Source organism: Tateyamaria omphalii, assembly GCF_014651375.1.
Lineage (GTDB): Bacteria > Pseudomonadota > Alphaproteobacteria > Rhodobacterales > Rhodobacteraceae > Tateyamaria > Tateyamaria omphalii.
The window spans coordinates 83,113-99,657 of sequence record NZ_BMWT01000008.1 but is presented as its reverse complement, the minus strand read 5'-3'; the positions used below and the strand labels follow the sequence as shown (position 1 = coordinate 99,657).

General features: G+C 56.4%; 17 protein-coding genes, 1 tRNA gene and 1 pseudogene. 8 read left to right on the top strand and 11 right to left on the bottom strand.

The window, feature by feature from the left end; genetic code table 11:
* Positions 1–5 precede the first annotated feature (5 nt).
* The 5 genes from yihA to ttcA all read right to left on the bottom strand — a co-directional run bounded on the left by yihA (position 6) and on the right by ttcA (position 5,864).
* On the bottom strand, positions 6–659 hold the full coding sequence (gene yihA / locus IE087_RS21065; RefSeq protein WP_189371388.1) for a ribosome biogenesis GTP-binding protein YihA/YsxC: 654 nt from the start codon (positions 657–659) through the stop codon (positions 6–8).
* Positions 656–1,387 carry an MOSC domain-containing protein gene (locus IE087_RS21060; protein ID WP_189371386.1) on the bottom strand — a complete coding sequence of 244 codons (732 nt, stop codon included), beginning with the start codon at positions 1,385–1,387 and terminating at the stop codon, positions 656–658. The genes yihA and IE087_RS21060 overlap by 4 nt, the downstream gene beginning before the upstream one ends.
* On the bottom strand, positions 1,384–3,195 hold the full coding sequence (yidC, locus tag IE087_RS21055) for a membrane protein insertase YidC (RefSeq protein ID WP_189371385.1): 1,812 nt from the start codon (positions 3,193–3,195) through the stop codon (positions 1,384–1,386). Before yidC ends, IE087_RS21060 begins: the two co-directional genes overlap by 4 nt.
* Positions 3,196–3,371: 176 nt before the next feature.
* Entirely contained in the window at positions 3,372–4,919 is a 1,548-nt protein-coding gene (locus tag IE087_RS21050; RefSeq protein WP_229801512.1) for a putative bifunctional diguanylate cyclase/phosphodiesterase, read from the bottom strand.
* Between the two features lie 75 nt (positions 4,920–4,994).
* Positions 4,995–5,864, bottom strand: a complete 870-nt coding sequence (ttcA, locus tag IE087_RS21045; protein ID WP_189371383.1) for a tRNA 2-thiocytidine(32) synthetase TtcA — start codon at positions 5,862–5,864, stop codon at positions 4,995–4,997.
* 104 nt (positions 5,865–5,968) lie between these two features.
* On the opposite strand from ttcA, the gene IE087_RS21040 reads away from it, so the two are divergent.
* Positions 5,969–6,493: a DUF3833 domain-containing protein gene (locus IE087_RS21040; RefSeq protein ID WP_189371381.1), complete on the top strand. Its 525-nt coding sequence runs from the start codon at positions 5,969–5,971 to the stop codon at positions 6,491–6,493.
* Between the two features lie 145 nt (positions 6,494–6,638).
* Here the strand turns inward: IE087_RS21040 and yidD are convergent, their stop codons facing one another.
* The 3 genes from yidD to rpmH are packed head-to-tail and all read right to left on the bottom strand — an operon-like array spanning position 6,639 to position 7,423.
* Positions 6,639–6,872, bottom strand: a complete 234-nt coding sequence (yidD, locus tag IE087_RS21035) for a membrane protein insertion efficiency factor YidD (protein WP_189371379.1) — start codon at positions 6,870–6,872, stop codon at positions 6,639–6,641.
* The gene (gene rnpA, locus IE087_RS21030) at positions 6,869–7,264 is read right to left on the bottom strand and encodes a ribonuclease P protein component (protein WP_189371377.1); all 396 of its coding nucleotides are present in this window, start codon (positions 7,262–7,264) and stop codon (positions 6,869–6,871) included. Before rnpA ends, yidD begins: the two co-directional genes overlap by 4 nt.
* A gap of 24 nt (positions 7,265–7,288) precedes the next feature.
* On the bottom strand, positions 7,289–7,423 hold the full coding sequence (rpmH, locus tag IE087_RS21025) for a 50S ribosomal protein L34 (RefSeq protein ID WP_005980833.1): 135 nt from the start codon (positions 7,421–7,423) through the stop codon (positions 7,289–7,291).
* Positions 7,424–7,740: 317 nt separating this feature from the next.
* Here rpmH and IE087_RS21020 point away from each other — a divergent pair, with 317 nt between their 5' ends.
* From IE087_RS21020 to IE087_RS20990, 7 genes are all read left to right on the top strand, one after another.
* The gene (locus tag IE087_RS21020; protein ID WP_189371375.1) at positions 7,741–8,472 is read left to right on the top strand and encodes a TVP38/TMEM64 family protein; all 732 of its coding nucleotides are present in this window, start codon (positions 7,741–7,743) and stop codon (positions 8,470–8,472) included.
* 4 nt (positions 8,473–8,476) lie between these two features.
* Positions 8,477–9,895 carry a dihydrolipoyl dehydrogenase family protein gene (locus tag IE087_RS21015; RefSeq protein WP_189371373.1) on the top strand — a complete coding sequence of 473 codons (1,419 nt, stop codon included), beginning with the start codon at positions 8,477–8,479 and terminating at the stop codon, positions 9,893–9,895.
* 12 nt (positions 9,896–9,907) lie between these two features.
* Positions 9,908–11,290: a sensor histidine kinase gene (locus IE087_RS21010; protein ID WP_189371371.1), complete on the top strand. Its 1,383-nt coding sequence runs from the start codon at positions 9,908–9,910 to the stop codon at positions 11,288–11,290.
* Between the two features lie 68 nt (positions 11,291–11,358).
* Positions 11,359–11,435 (top strand) — tRNA-Arg (locus IE087_RS21005).
* 582 nt (positions 11,436–12,017) lie between these two features.
* Entirely contained in the window at positions 12,018–13,157 is a 1,140-nt protein-coding gene (locus IE087_RS21000; RefSeq protein WP_189371369.1) for an MFS transporter, read from the top strand.
* A 193-nt stretch (positions 13,158–13,350) separates the two neighbouring features.
* A complete protein-coding gene (locus IE087_RS20995; RefSeq protein ID WP_189371368.1) occupies positions 13,351–13,659 on the top strand; it encodes an ArsR/SmtB family transcription factor in 309 nt (102 codons plus the stop codon).
* Entirely contained in the window at positions 13,656–14,048 is a 393-nt protein-coding gene (locus tag IE087_RS20990) for a VOC family protein (protein WP_189371367.1), read from the top strand. Before IE087_RS20995 ends, IE087_RS20990 begins: the two co-directional genes overlap by 4 nt.
* A gap of 200 nt (positions 14,049–14,248) precedes the next feature.
* On the opposite strand, the gene IE087_RS20985 is transcribed toward IE087_RS20990, so the two are convergent.
* The 3 genes and pseudogenes from IE087_RS20985 to IE087_RS20975 form a co-directional block, all read right to left on the bottom strand.
* A complete protein-coding gene (locus IE087_RS20985; RefSeq protein ID WP_189371366.1) occupies positions 14,249–14,389 on the bottom strand; it encodes a hypothetical protein in 141 nt (46 codons plus the stop codon).
* 346 nt (positions 14,390–14,735) lie between these two features.
* Positions 14,736–15,572: pseudogene (locus IE087_RS20980) on the bottom strand (IS5 family transposase).
* A gap of 401 nt (positions 15,573–15,973) precedes the next feature.
* A complete protein-coding gene (locus tag IE087_RS20975; RefSeq protein ID WP_189371365.1) occupies positions 15,974–16,543 on the bottom strand; it encodes a carboxymuconolactone decarboxylase family protein in 570 nt (189 codons plus the stop codon).
* Positions 16,544–16,545 lie beyond the last annotated feature (2 nt).

Genomic DNA, 16,545 nt, shown 5'->3' with positions numbered 1-16,545 from the left:
CGGCGTCAGACGAGCGTTGCGATGATGGCGCGCAGGGTTGCGATACCGTCGCCCTTTTCGCTGCTGGTCAGCACGATTTCTGGGAAAGCCGCGGGGTGTTTTGACAAGGCGGATCGGACCTGCTTGAGAACGGCATCCCTGTCCTTGGCTTTGACCTTGTCCGCTTTGGTCAGCACGCACTGAAATGTGACGGCGGATGTATCAAGAAGTTTCAGAATCTCTTCATCCACCTTCTTGATCCCATGCCTTGCATCAATCAGCACAAAGGCGCGGCGCAAGGTCTGGCGACCCGACAGATACTGTTTGAGCAGGCGTTGCCATTTCTCGACAACGGGCAGGGGGGCGTTGGCATAGCCGTAACCGGGAAGGTCGACCAAGTAGTGTTCATCGCCTGCCGTGAAATAGTTAATCTCTTGCGTTCGACCGGGGGTATTCGATGCGCGCGCCAACCCTTTGCGGCCCGTCAAAGCGTTGATCAACGAAGATTTCCCGACATTTGATCTTCCGGCAAAGCACACTTCCATCCGATCTGCTGGGGGGAGGCCAGACATAGCCACCACGCCTTTGACAAATTCGGTCTCGCCGGCGAACAGAAGTCGTCCGCGCTCGGCAGTTTGCGGATCCGGTTCTTCGGCGATGGTAAAGGGCAGGGTTGTCATGACAGTTGATCGCCAATTGCAACGGTACCGCCCGACTTGACCTTAAAATAGACACCAAAGTTGCGGGTGCCGCAGCCATCTTCCAGCGCGCGCAGCATGCCAATGTCCCGTATGCCGGTCTGCGGATTGGCGTCAGGTGCGCGGCACCGTTCAATTGGCTCAACAGGGGACAGTGTTGCACCTCCGATGGTGATGTCACCTGCAAGCAGGTCGATCTCTTCCCATGGGGCAAGGTCATCCAGCCACAGATTGATCCGGAACCTTCGCATATCGATATGCATGCCAGCCTTCTGACTGAGGGCGCGCAGCGAAGACAGGTTGCCGATCGAGACAGAGGCAAATGGCACGTCTGTCATCCCCTGTGTCGGCGCTTTGACCAGCCTCGCCGGGCCGGGTCGGTTGTCTGGCCACAAGTCCCTAACCCAGGCACGAAGCGAGTCGGGATTGGAGGATGGATTGAAGTCCAGTGGATCGCGGGACGGGTGGGTCAGGACCACGCCCGTCTTTGTGCTGATGGCACCCACCGCGGCCAAGGATGGACCTGACGCAACTTGTAGGAAGTTGCGTCGGGGTTGCCAATTGTTGGTGTCTTCAGCCTCGGCGTTTAAAAGCGCCCAGGCCCGATCACCGACAACTGCTTGCTTTGGAGTCAGATCGACCTGCTCACAGGGCTCACACCCGATTCCCTTGATCGGATGCCGCCAGATGTGAGCGAGTATGCCCGTCACTTCTTGGGCTCCTCAGCGGCCTTTTTCTTGAAGCTGCCAGTGATGTTGCCCAACAGGTCGGGTTTGTAGCCCTGACTGCGCATGATCAGGTACTGCTGCGTGAAGGTGATCACGTTGTTGGCGATCCAGTACACGACCAGCCCGCTGGCAAAGCTGCCCAGCATGAACATGAAAATCCATGGCATCCAGGCAAATATCATCTGTTGGGTTGGATCGGTGGGTGCCGGGTTCAGCTTTTGTTGCAGCCACATCGAGATGCCGAGCAGAAGTGGTAGGATGCCAATGAAAACCAGTGCCATCAGACTGTTGGGATCAGGTGCCGCATTGGGCAGCAGACCAAACAGGTTGATGATCGAGGTTGGGTCAGGTGCGCTGAGGTCCTGGAATGGGCCAAAGAACGGTGCGTGCCGCAGTTCGATCGTGACAAAGATCACCTTGTAGAGCGAGAAAAAGATCGGGATTTGCAGGAGGATCGGCAAACAGCCTGCGGCTGGGTTTACCTTCTCCTTCTTGTAAAGCTCCATCATACCTTGCTGGAGCTTCTGCTTATCGTCGCCCGCCTGCTCTTTCAGCTTCTCCATCTGTGGTTGAAGCTCTTTCATCTTTGCCATGGAGACATATGATTTGTAGGCCAGTGGAACTAATACAGCCTTGATGATCAAGGTAAGGCCGATGATCGCCCAGCCCATATTGCCGATCAGCTTGTTCAGCTCGTGCAGCAGCCAGAAGATTGGCTTGGTCAGGAAAAAGAACCAGCCCCAGTCGATGCTGTCGATGAGCCCCTGAACGCCGCCCGATTGGTATTCACGGATGGTCTCCCACTCCTTTGCTCCTGCAAACAGCTGTGTTTGAACCGCGACGGTCGCGCCATCCGCCACATCCTGGGTGGGCAGTCGCGTGACGGCCCGATAGACATCACTGCGAGGGGCGTATGTCAGTGCCTGATCAAAACTTTGAACACCTGTCGGGATCAGGATTGACTGCCAGTAGTGGTCGGTAAAGCCAACCCAGCCATCCGTCACACCTTCGGTCACGATTGCGGGGCGGCCCCAGGAAGGGTCCACGTCAGCGTCCGGGATTTCGTCCCAATCGGTTTCCGCAAGCTCCCCGTCCGCCATGGCGACTGCACCTTCATGCAGGATGAAGAAATTCTTGAGATCCGACGGCTCCCCATGCCGGGTCAACATACCATAGGGGGCGACGCGAACAGCTGTCCCGCTTGTGTTTGTTACGGATTGGGTGATGTCGAACATGTATTGTTCATCTATGCCAATGGTCCGTTCGAAAATCAGACCAGCCCCGTTGTTCCATGTCAGTGTGACGGGTTGACCAACCGACAGCGTGTCACCATCGGTGACGGTCCAGGTTGTGTTTGGGCCGGGGACGGAGTCGGCGTCAAGATCAGTGCCAGGTGCCCATCCATAAACTGCATAAAATGCGTCCTCGGTGCCAACAGGTGACAGCATTTGGACGATGTCTGCATCGGGCTCAAGGCTTGTTCGGTAGTCTTTCAGGCGCAAATCGTCGATCCGGCCGCCCAGCAAGGAGATCGAGCCCGAGACGCGTGGCGTTTCGATGTCGATGCGCGGGGCGTCAGCCGTTTCTGTCGCGGCGTCTGTTGCGGGTTGGGCCGGGTCGCCTATTGCTGGCGCCGTTGGCACCGTGCCAGCATCTTCCGACAGCGCTGCGGTCGGTGCCGCATCAAGTGGGACGTCTGGCTCTGGCGGGGGGAACAGCACAAACCATACGATAATGACAAGGAAACTGAGCGCCGTTGCAAGAATGAGGTTCTTGTTCTGATCGTCCATTGGGGACTGCCACCTGCTGTCTGAAACGTTGAACGGGTTCAACAGAGTGCAGGGCCAAACGTCAAGCGGATTCGGGCGCCGAGCATTGTGTGACGTAGTCATCGAGGCGCGGGCTCTGAGTGTTCAATGAGATGACACACTTTATGCGGGCATTGATGAGGGCTCAGGCTTGCGTCTCAGTTCGTCCGGCGTACAGGCAGCGACGGTGCATCCTGCACCTTACTTTCATGGGCGCGCACCCAGTCCAATGTCTTTTCAAATGGCATCGGGCGTGCGATGCCAAAGCCTTGAACATAATCGCAGCCCAGCTGTGCCAGAAGGGCGTGTTCGCCAACCGTTTCAACACCTTCCGCCAGCGTTTCGATGTCCAGGCGTTCTGCCATCGTCAGAACAGCACTGATCATCCTTTGTTGCTCGGGGTCGCGATCGGCCTTCATGACAAAGGAGCGGTCAATCTTGATCCGTCCGACCCCAAAGCGGCGAATGGATGAAATGGAAGCATGCCCGGTACCAAAGTCGTCCAAGTCAATATGGCACCCGAGCTTCGTTAATGCGTTTATGTTGCGCGTTATTGTGTCGTCCGCATTGTCGGTTACAACCGTTTCAAGGATCTCGACTGTAAGCCGGTCTGGCGTCAGGTCGAAACGGTCGAGTTCCCAACGCACTTTGTCCACCAGCTTCGGGTTGTTCAGCTCCGAACCACTAAAGTTGACCCCGACATGAGGGACATGCAACCCGGCTGAATCCCATGCCTTAAGCGCGGTGAAGCTGTGGTAAATCATGATTTCAGCCAAACGTTCGAGCAATCCTGCGTCTTCGATGGCGGGCAGAAATTCTGCCGGCGAAATTGCGCCCCTATCCGGATGTATCCACCGAGCCAACGCCTCGAACCCCGCGACCTTTCCGGTGTCGGTGGAGATTTGTGGCTGAAACCAGGGTTGGATGTGCCCATGTTCCAATGCCGCAGCAACTTCGTCCCGCAGGTGTGCCCGGCTTTTTAACCGTGAATGCAATTCGGTGGAATATGCACGTACGGATGATGGCCCGCGTCTTTGTGCTTCTGTTAGTGCGGCCAATGCCCCATTGCACCAGTCATGCCCAGTTGCGCCCGGTGCCCGGTTGAGCAGACAGAAGCCGATGCTGGTGGAAACATAGATTGTGGCACCATCGACTGCGATGGGTTCTTCGATGGCCTGTTGGTAGCGGCTGCTCATCTGGATACAGCTTTCCAAGTCCAGATGGTGAACCGCACCAAGGCAGAGAGAGAAACGGAAATCACCTGTTCGGCACAAGATGTCCGTGTCTCTCATGGTGGTGACCAAGCGGTCCGCTACTGCTTTGAGGATGCAGTCGATCGCGGCAGGTTCGAACCGTTCGCTCAATGCTGCGTGGTCGTCGAGTTCAATTGAGAAAACTGCGCTGTTTTGATCGGCGCGCGGCGCGTAAGTGCGCGCGGTTTCAACTTTTTCGGCAAAGTCATCCTGCGAGACCAGGCCGGGTTGCAGGGTGCGAGCGACACGCATACGCAAAAGATCTTCGACGCCGCCAAGAACAAACCAAGTTACCGGCAACGCGACGGCCACAGCAGTCAGTGCGATCTCGCCGCCAAGCCAGAACGCAGCCAGCATCAATGCCGGAACGAAGGCCAGCATTTGCGGGCCGGCCAGTATCGCAACGGTATTTTTACGCAAGAGTTTGAGCTTGTCTGGCGAACTGAACTGCATCTTTGACCCCTTGTCACGACCCACGGCTTTGACCGCAAGTTGGTCAAGCAATAGAGAAAGGGGGTAAGTCAGCGCTTAACGCAAACTGGGAATGTTCACGTTTTTTTCTTCAAATTTTTCGGAACTGCGCTCGAGGCTTGCAAAGTCAAAAAGCTTGGGATCCAGCAGATGGGACGGCCGCGCATTCATCAACGCCCGAAACATGACTTGGCGGCGCCCCGGGCTGTTGGCTTCCCAGCCATCAAGGATCTTTTTGACTTGCTGCCTCTGCAGCCCGTCCTGACTGCCGCACAAATCGCAAGGAATGATGGGATAGTTCATCGCCTTGGCGAACTTTTCGCAATCCGCCTCGGCAACATGGGCGAGAGGGCGATACACGAACAGATCACCCTCTTCATTCACCAGCTTCGGCGGCATTGTGGCAAGGCGCCCGCCGTGAAACAGGTTCATGAAAAAGGTTTCCAGAATGTCGTCGCGGTGATGGCCAAGAACGACCGCGGTGCAGCCTTCCTCGCGCGCGATGCGATACAGGTTGCCACGTCGCAGACGTGAACACAGAGCGCAAAAGGTTCTGCCTTGCGGCACCTTGTCGACAACAATCGAATATGTGTCTTGATACTCGATCCGATGCGGTACCTGCATGCGCTCCAGAAACTCTGGAAGAACAGTTGCAGGAAAGCCGGGTTGACCCTGATCCAGATTGCAGGCCAGCAACTCAATCGGCAAAAGCCCACGCCATTTCAGTTCGTAGAGAACGGCTAGCAAGGTGTAGCTGTCTTTGCCTCCGGACAGGCAGACCAGCCATTTGCCACCGGGTTCGATCATGCCGTATTGCTCGACCGCCTCGCGTGTGTACCGCACGAGCCGTTTGCGCAGCTTCTTGAACTCGGTCGTTGCGGGCGCCCCGCCAAAAAGCGGGTGAATGTCGTCGCTGTCGTCAAGCATAGGGCCACCTTTGGGCTGCGATTGCGCCCTCATATACCAAGCGGACCGTGAACCAAAAGAGCCTGCGCAGCGTACCCTTATCAAAATGTGGAAAGGGTGTGGTCATGCGCTGGGCAATCTTGGTTTTGGGATTGATGGTTCTGGGGGCTTGTACCGGCAAACCGTCGATTGATGACGCGGCTTTGTCTGAGCGGAAGCTGAATCTCGAAGAGTTCTTTGACGGGCGCGTTACGGCATACGGCCAGTTTCAAGATGTTTTTGGCACTTTGCGACGCAGGTTTACAGTGGACATCAACGGAACGTGGGATGGACAAACCCTCACCTTGGTCGAGGATTTTGTCTATGAAGACAACAGCACCGAACAACGTGTTTGGTCGCTGCAGAAGACGGGGCCCGACAGTTGGGAAGGGACCGCACCGGGTGTGATTGGAATTGCGACTGGGCAAGAGAAGGCCGACACCTTCAACTGGCAATACACGATTGACTTGCCCGTTCCGGATGGGACGCTGCGTGTGACATTTGACGACTGGATGTGGCTGCTGAGCGAAGACCGCCTGTTGAACCGCGCCTACATGAAACGTGCTGGCATCGACATCGGCGATGTCATCATCACCTTTGAAAAGCAGTGACAGTGTTGGAAGTCGTTCTGAGCGTTCCTATCTAACTGATGCGCTCGAGAACAAAGCTTGATGCGCGCATACCCCGCCGTGAATTGCATGGCGGAAATCAGGCCGCTCCCGCCTCACCCCCCAGGACAGCGGAGCGGCCACTTCCCTAAGGGTCGTCCCGTTCGGGGACTGGATCATAGCCGTCGCCACCCAATGGATGACACCGCCCAATACGTCGGGCCGCCATCCAGGCGCCTTTGATTGCCCCGTGTTTCTCCAAAGCCTCCAGTGCATAGGCGCTGCATGTTGGCTGGTAGCGGCAGTTGAAACCAACCCAAGGGGAAAAGAGCAATCGATAGGCACGGACGGGCAGAGAAATTATAAAGGCGAGGGGGCTCATTGCAGCTTGTCCAGCGCGGTATGGCAATCGTCGACAAGTGCGCCAAAAGGTTGTGCGGCGGTTTCGCCGGCACGTCCGACAAAAACGTAATCCGTTGCTGATGAACCCCGATGGCTCAGCACATGCCGTGCCACTTCGCGCAAGCGGCGCTTGGCCCTGTTTCGCGCAATCGCGTTACCGACCTTCTTTGAACACGTGAAGCCAATCCGGATTGGACCATCGTCATGGCGCGGACGCACCTGCAGAATGAAACCGGGCATCACGATGCGCTTGGCGCGAGCCGCGCGCAGAAAGTCGGCCCGTTTTTTCATGGTCTCCAAACGCAATGGCCCCGCCGGCGGCATGTCTTCGCCAGCGTCAAAGCTGGGCGAAAAGGCCTCCGGCGGGGTCATGATCATCCCTCTCGGGTGCGTATTTTATGCGCTCAGCGACTTCCGGCCGCGGGCGCGGCGGGCGTTGAGGATTTTGCGGCCAGCTTTGGTTGCCATGCGGGCACGGAAACCGTGGCGCCGCTTGCGCACGAGGTTCGAAGGTTGGTAGGTGCGTTTCATCGCATTGGCTCCGGGTCTGTTGGCCCACGATTCCCGCGGATTCGGGAGGGGCTGTATTCGAAGCCCGTCCTCTAAAGCGGCGAGGGGGGCAAGTAAACCCTTTGAGCACCTAATTTCGTCATCGTTGCAACAAAAGGGCTGGCGCGACCCCACCAATGTTTCAATGACGTACCAGAGCGCCAAAAAACCTCACGGAATTAGACATATCCGTTCAACGGGCCGTGAACACCCTGTTTTGACAGGTGCGACGGACGCATTTTCAAGTCACAACCAACGCAAAGCATGGCGCACAGCAAAGAGCGCGCAGAGGAATTGGTATGACCGACACGAGCCAACCACGCAAATCCACGCTGATGCGGAACCTGCCGCTGATCGGCATTCTGATCGTTGCTGCGATTGGCGCCTTCACGTTGCGTGATTACCTTAGCTTTCAGACTCTTGCAGACAATCGCGAGGCGCTGATCGCTTTTCGCGACGACAACTATCTGATGACGGCGTTGGTGTATGTTGCCATCTACATCTTGATTGTCGGGTTTTCTCTGCCTGGTGCAAGCATAGCAACGCTGACGGGTGGTTTTCTGTTCGCGACGGTCTTTGGGTCGATCTTCACTGTGACGGCGGCGACAATCGGGGCGTCGGTCATCTTTCTAGCGGCGCGCCACGGCTTTGGTGAGACCTTGGGCCAGCGCATGGAAGCCTCCAAGGGGACGATTAAAAAAATCAAGGACGGCATTGATGAAAACCAATGGTCCATGCTGTTTGTGATCCGCCTAGTGCCGGTCGTTCCGTTCTTTGTTGCCAACCTCATACCAGCTTTCATGCAGGTACCGCTGCACCGCTATGTCATCTCGACCTTTTTGGGCATCATCCCGGGGTCCGTCGTTTATACATCGGTCGGGGCCGGTCTGGGCGAAGTGTTCGCCCGCGGAGAGACGCCGAACCTAGGCATCATATTTGAACCGCATGTCCTGTTACCTATTCTTGGATTGGCGGCACTCTCGCTTGTGCCGGTCGTGGTCAAGGCCGTAACGGGCAAGAAAGGTCTTTGAACCCATGAAACGTATCAAGACTGATCTCCTGGTGATCGGAGCCGGGTCAGGCGGGTTGTCCGTTGCGGCCGGTGCGGTGCAGATGGGGGCCAAGGTTGTCCTGCTTGAAGGACATAAGATGGGTGGGGATTGCCTAAACTATGGCTGCGTCCCTTCGAAAGCGCTGATTGCAAGCGGCAAAATGGCGTACGGGCAGGAACACAGCGCCGAATACGGTGTTGCTAATGCTGCCCCTCAAATCGACTACGCTGCCGCCAAGGACCATGTGAACCGGGTGATTGGGCAAATTGAACCGGTCGACAGCCAGGAACGTTTCGAAGGTCTTGGTGTGCATGTCATCCGCGAGTTTGGTCACTTCATTTCTGACAAAGAGGTGCAGGCGGGCGACACGGTTATCACGGCCCGTCGTGTCGTCATTGCTACGGGTTCGAGCCCCTTTGTGCCGCCGATTGATGGCATTGATACGGTGCCATATCTGACCAATGAAACCTTATGGGAACTGCGCGAACGCCCTGAACACTTACTGATTATCGGCGGTGGCCCCATCGGGATGGAAATGGCGCAAGCGCATCGCCGCCTCGGGTCCAAGGTGACCGTGATCGAAGGGGCCAAGGCGCTGGGCAAGGATGACCCTGAGATGGCCGACGTAGTGCTCACTAAGCTTGGTAGTGAAGGGATCGAGATTGCGGAAGGTGCCTTGGTCGACAGGATCGAAGGTGGAGATGGGACTGTCACGGTTCACTCCAAGGATGGTCGCAGGTTTACCGGATCGCATCTATTGGTGGCTGTTGGCCGCAAGTCGAACACGGACAAGCTAAACCTTGAGGCCGCCAGGATCGAAACCACCCGCACAGGGATCAATGTTGACGATAGCTTGCGCACGACAAACCGCCGCGTCTACGCCATTGGCGACGTCGCAGGAGGTCTGCAGTTCACACATGTGGCGGGCTATCATGCCGGGGTCATCATCCGGTCATTGCTGTTCGCGCTGCCGTCCAAAGCCAAGACCGCGCACATCCCCTGGGCGACATATACCGACCCGGAGCTGGCTCAGGTCGGACCAACCGAGGCGCAGGCGCGCGAGACATACGGCAACAGGCTGGAAGTTGTCCGCTTTCACTACAATCACAACGACCGAGCGATCGCGGAACGCAAGACCGAAGGCTTGATCAAGGTTATGGTGGTCAAGGGGCGACCCGTTGCTGCCTCAATTGCCGGTCATCAGGCAGGTGAGTTGATCAACTTGTGGTCACTGGTGATCGCGAACAAGATGAAGATGAGCCAAGTCGCCGCCATGGTGTCGCCTTACCCCACGATTGGAGAGGTCAACAAACGCGCTGCCGGTGCCTATTTCAGTCCGCGCCTTTTTGAAAGCAACACGGTCAAACGGGTGGTAGGTCTTGTGCAACGCCTTATTCCCTGAGCACATAGCACGATGATGAATTCTCTCTCTGGCCGCTTTCTTATCCTGACCACGATCTTCGTGATGCTGGCCGAGATTTTGATCTTTGTGCCGTCTATTGCGCGCTTCCGGGAAGAGTACCTGCAAAACCGCCTTGAACGTGCTCAGATTGCATCACTGGCGTTGTTGGCTGATGACATGATCGACAGTGACCTCGAAGAAGAGCTTTTGAGGAATGCCGGTGTTTTCAATGTTGTCCTGCGCCGGGATGAAGTTCGCCAACTAATGTTGGCGTCACCGATGCCGCAACCCATCGATGACACGTTTGATTTGCGAGATGGCACGGCTCCGGTTCTGATCCGAGATGCAATGATGCGCATCCTTGAGCCCGAAAACGAAGTCATCCGTGTGATAGGTGCGCCAACCCGTGAAGCCGGGCTTTTGATCGAAGTTACAATGGAAACGGCGCCGCTGCGCGCTTCCATGATTGACTATGGTATCCGCATCCTTGTTCTCTCCGCCGTTATTTCGATTGTCACCGCAGGGTTATTGTTCGTTGCGGTCCGTGCGATCCTTGTGAAGCCAATTCGCGGGGTCGTCGGTCACATGCAGCGCTATGCGGCAGCACCCGAAGATGCGCGGCGCATCATCACGCCAAATGCTGGCGTTACGGAATTGCGCGAGGCCGAGGAAGCCCTCCGCAGCCTGCAGACGGAACTCATATCGGCTCTGCGCCAAAAGGATCGTCTCGCGCAACTTGGCAGTGCCGTGTCCAAGATCAGTCACGACTTGCGCAACATACTAACCTCGGCTCAGCTTTTTACCGACCGCATCGAGGCGTCTGAGGATCCGCTCGTGCGGCGTATGGCGCCAAAGCTGGTGAACTCCATGACACGGGCCGTGCATCTTTGCGAAAGTACTCTGGCGTTTGGAAAGGCCGAGGAACCCAGCCCCACGCTTATGATTTTCACGCTCGATGATCTGGTGGAGGACGTTTTGGATAGTGAACGCCTGGCGGTCGGTGATCATGACGTGTCACTGAGCGAAAACATCCCGCCACTTTTCTCACTACGTGCGGATCCCGAACAGCTGTTCCGAGTTGTCTCAAATCTTGTTCGGAATGCACGGCAAGCGATCATCGCGACGGGTAAGCCTGCTGAGATCAACGTGTCTGCCTACGAGGATGCGGACAACTGGTGGATTGAGATCGCCGATACTGGCCCGGGCTTGCCAGCCAAAGCACAGGAACACCTTTTCCAACCCTTCCAAGGCGGTGTCGCGAAAGGTGGAACCGGGCTTGGTCTTGCTATTGCACAAGAGCTGGTGCGAGGGCATGGCGGCGCACTAGAATTGGATCGAACGGGACCCAAAGGGACAGTTTTTTCCATTCGGCTTCCCAAAGGTGATGACATCTGAGCCGTCGCACATTTTGCCAAGATAAGCTCTTGCAAACCCCGTGGCACGAGACTAAACCGCCCCACAGTGGACCGATAGCTCAGCTGGATAGAGTACTTGACTACGAATCAAGGGGTCGGGGGTTCGAATCCTCCTCGGTCCGCCACTTAGACCCTGTCGCACGTCAGAAGACTTTGACCTTTGCGTCATAAACTGACCCAATTCCTGTCCAGACCCGTTTGGGTTGTTTCGTTTGATCCCGTTTCCCATCCGGAAAATCGGGGGCGATTTGGAGGTCAGACGGCGCAGCCGCCTGCTCCTGCAAATCTGCCACGTGGCGAACGCGGAGGGGGGCGAGACAGGACAAATCGACAAGGTTGGTGCGGCCCGCAGCGCAGCGAGGACACGACCTTGTCGATTTGTCTTGTCCGAGGGGGGAGGCTGCGCCTCCACCCTAACTGCGTAGGGCGTTTGGCTTGTCCAAATCCCCGGAGCCAAAGCAAAGGGGTGGCCCAGCGTCAGTCGGGTCTCAATGTCTTCTAATTGATGGTCAGCGGTTATTGGGGAGACACGCAGCGAAATCGGGCAACGAGCCCAAGCGTCCACTTTTCTGTAGCGCAGCGAATGTCGCCTTACGGTATCTGGCAAAAAATGTATCCTAACATCATCCTTCCAAAATAATAAGGACAGCAACTCTGTGCCGACGCAGACAATTGGCAAACGCGTGCCGTGGATCCTTGCCTTAGGAATGTTTGTCATCTGTACCACGTCGCTCAGCATATTGGGCTTGGGACCGGCGCTGACGCGCGATCTGGCCGCAGACCCGGCAGACGCTGGGTGGCTCGTCACAGCATTCGCCGCGACCTTTGCCTTGGCTGCACCCCTCTCGCAATTCGCCTTGGGGCGACGTCTAGCACCCCGCACGCTAATCCTTGCTGGCGCAAGTATTCTCGCAGCTTCCCTAGTCTGGTCGGCGCTGGCGTCGTCGTTTGAAGCGCTTCTCATTGCACGCATCGCGTCCGCCTTAGGTGGCGCGCTCATAGCACCCACCAGCGCAGCACTTGCCATCTCTTTGGTCCCGGTGGACCGACGCGGGGCAGTCTTGGCTACAGTCTTTGCCGGGTTTACCCTTGCGACCGTTGGCGGCGTGCCGATTGCGACCTGGCTGACGCTGTTGCTTGGATGGCGCGGGGCCATTGCCGCAATAGGTCTCGCGGCGATCCTCTTCGTTGCATTGGCAGCGATATATATGCCGCGCAACGCAGACACAGCAAACGCGCCACGGAAACAGCCCTCACAACGCCTTCCTCTCCTCGCACCAGCACTCCTCCTTACGGGAACGGTGGGTATGCTATCGGCACAGTTTGTCATCTATGCGCTAATGGGGGAATTGCTCGGACAACAATTCGGTGTCAGCGCAAGCGAGCTTCCAATCGCAATCCTCCTGTTCGGCGTTCTAGGTGTCGCGGGGAACGCCGCCGCAGGCGCAGTTTCGGATCGCGTTGGACCCAGCCCTCTGATTTGGGCGAGTTTCGCAGGCCTCGCTGCGTTTCTGTCTCTTATGCTCCTCGATTTGGGGCCATACTTGGGTGCGGTTGTTCTTTCCGGCTGTGCATTCATGGGCACCCTATTCGCGACGCCTCAACAAAACCGTCTTGTGGGATTGGTGGCCCAGGAGCACCACGGCATTGTTCTCGCACTCAACTCATCCGCAAGCTACCTCGGTATTGCGGTCGGCTCAGCATCGGCCAGTGCGCTTGCTCTCAATACCGGGCTTTGGGCGCTGCCTGTTGGCGCTTTGGGTCTACTGGCTCTGACAGTTGTGGTTACGATTGCATTCGGTTCTATCAGGCATGAAGAGCGCGTGGGAACCGAACGCAAAAGCTAACCTCGGTGCGGCTGCGGCGAATTGGTGCTTTGTCCCGTACTGCCATCATTGGCCTGGTCGATGGTGGAGGTCCGCTGCGCGGGACATTGCGGCCGTTCGTTTGCCAGCCATTGATGTCCGCTTTTCAACATCGGCGGTTATGCAGTAAATTTACTTCACTTGGCATGCAGCAATCTTACTGCATATAGAGCACATGACAGATGACCAGCTAGACCTAATCTTCAAGGCTCTTTCAGACAGCACACGTCGTCGCATCATCGATCACCTGAGCAAAAGGCCAGCTCAATCGTTGTTCGAGGTATGCGCGGCTTCGGTTGCAGAGGATGGAATCGCCTTGTCCCGACAAACGGTCTCCCAGCATCTCGCTGTCCTAGAGAAGGCGGGATTGATTGAGATCGAGTGGAAGGGGCGAACAAAGGCGCATTCTTTGAGCGTCAGCGAAGACGACATCGCAGCGGCATCGTGGCTTACAAAATACAAACCGAAAGGGAATGAGACATGAAAATCTACGTCACTAGCGTCTTTGTCGATAGCCAAGATAAAGCCGAAAAATTCTACACCGAAATCCTCGGCTTCAAGGTGAAACATAACATTCCATTGGGTGCCAACCGTTGGTTGACAGTTGTTTCAGAAGAAGAGCCAGACGGAACCGAGCTGTTGCTAGAGCCAAGCGATCATCCAGCTGTAGGGCCGTACAAGGAGGCGCTCGTTGCAGACGGCATTTCCGCACATTCGTTTCAGGTGCAAGACCTCGATGCCGAGTGGAAGAAGCTGACTGATCGTGGCGTGGAATTCACCACCGAACCGATGGATGCGGGGCCAGTTCGCATGGCTGTTTTTGACGACACATGTGGCAATCTGATCCAGTTGATCCAGATGAAAGACGCATAGACGTCCTCAATAGTTGGCCGGACGGCAGGGAAGCTGCCGTGCGGCCCACACGCAGCATCTGGAACTATGGGCTCTTCAGTGACATCCGTTGCGATGTACCTCGATGACCTCACGCAGCCCAAACCGGACACTCATGTTGACTCCTTCAGGCACTGCTGCGCGGGAAGGAGCTGCCTTGGCTAGTTGGACTTTAATGACCGCTATTCAACCATTGTATTAGTCGCCGCCGCCCCCATCGCCTCCGTCGCCAGCGCTGTCCCAATCGCCACCTGATTTTGACGGGTCGCAAAGGGAAGTGCGTTCACCGCCGTGCCACTCGGACCAAACGTACGTTCCATCATCTTGTTTGCGAAGTGATTTGCGCCGGACACGATTGCGATAGATTGTGAAGGCGACAATAGCAGTGAGTAAAGCTGCACCAGAAATGCCAAACTGCCAACCCTCGTCAGAATTCCAACTCAACGACTTCGAACCTCTTACAAATATCTTGCCTCTTTGCTGGTCGACATTGGTTCATTGCCCGGCATTGGTCAATTTGGGCTCGCTGCCAGATTTCGCCGCGTGTCACCCCAATAACCACTGACCATTCTAAGAATACATTGAGACCTGGCTGTCGCAGGGCCACATCCCTTGCTGTGGCTCAGGGGATGTGGGCAAGCCAAACGCCCTGGCCGTTAGGCTCAGGCCTCATAACCAATAGATGACGATGGCCGCGAGAGCGATAGCTGACAGGAAGACCTTCGGGCACCTATCGTATCGGGTCGCTACGCGCCGCCAATCTTTGAGCCTGCCGAACATGATTTCGATACGGTTGCGGCGTTTGTAGCGCCGCTTGTCATACTTGACGGGTTTCTTGCGTTGTCTTCGGCCCGGTATGCATGGGCGTATCCCTTTGTCTTGCAACGCTTCTCTGAACCAATCCGCATCATAGCCGCGATCCATTGCCCGACAGGGTTATGCGCAGCATGATCCCGAGAGGGGCCGAGCAGCCAATCCACATTCGGCAAGCTGCTGAGCAAGGCGCGGGCCCCGATGTAATCGCTCACCTGTCCGGCGGTCACGAACAGATCAAGAGGTCGTCCCTGGCTGTCACAGATGGCATGTAGCTTGGCCCCTCTCGGTGATTGTACCAATCACCTGCCGGTCATTGGTTCATGCCGCCCTTGGTGCGTCCGATCAGGCGTCCACGCCCCCCTTTTTCACGCCCATACTGGTCGCTGTTCGGTGGGCTTTGAGATACGTTGCGTCGATCATCACGGTTTTCTCTTCGCCATGACCGGCGGCCAGACCCGCCATCATCTGGGCAAAGATGCCTTTGTCGCTCCAGCGCTTCCAGCGGTTATAGAGCGTCTTGTGCCGCCCGTATGTCGCCGGCGCGTCGCGCCAACGCAAGCCATTGCGATTGATGAAGATACTCCCACTCAACACACGTCGGTCATCAACGCGCGGCTTACCATGGGATTTGGGAAAATAGGGTTCCAGGCGCGCCATCTGCGCATCGCTCAACCAGAATAGATCAGACATGTTCACTGCTCGCTTTTCAGCTGTGAACCATGCCGTCAGGCCGAAATCAATGAGCCCAGAGCCTAACAACTCCAAGAAAGATCTAGCGTGAGGACAAGCCGGACATAGTTGCAGCATTTACCGTTGAACGCTTGTGGTTGTCTCAGCTCATCAGACGACTTTTCGGTCGCGGTCTGCCCATGACAGATCCTGCCCCGTCAGAAAACAGGCTTTCGCGGCATATCCTCCCCCGCTCGGCACGGCGTCCGGTAGGCGCTGACGTCAGACAACAAAGCATGCGAGTGACAGAAGCGGATTTTGTGTTTGCTGCGCTTGACGAAGATGGCAAGCCTCGCACTATTTCGAATAGCTAATTGCAGAAGAGTTGCCGGGCGAGCGTTTCGCTCGCCCGGTTTGCGGTGTTAAGCTGCCTGTGAGGCTTTCTTGCGCTGCCACGCAAGTGGTTCAAAGGCGGAGTCAACAGGTGTTTGAGCAATGTGATTGGTGTAGTTGCTCAGAACCTTTTGTGCGACACCGAGGATGACTTCGAGCACTTGCTGTTCGCCATATCCGACAGCGTAAAATGCGTCGAGATCGGCCTGGGTGACATGACCGCGGTTGCGGACAACTACTAGTGTGAAGGTGCGCAAGGCTTCCAATTTGGCATCATTCAGAGGGGCCTCATTCCGCAGGGCCTCGTTCAGGGCCGGGTCGACGTTCATCATGCCTGCAAGCGCGGTGTGGGCAGGGACACAGTATGTGCATTCATGCTCGACGTTGATGGTCTGCCAGACAACTGTCTGCTCTTTTCCGTTGAAGCTGGTTTTTTGAAAGGCTTGGTGAATGGCACCATAGGTTTGTAGCAGTTGGGGCGCACTCGCCATGACTTGATACAAGCCAGGTGCAAATCCAAAGGTTTTCTCAGTCTGTGCCAGAAAGTCCTTTGCGCCTTCAGGTGCAGTTTCAACGGTGTGTCGTGTCAGTCGGGTCATTG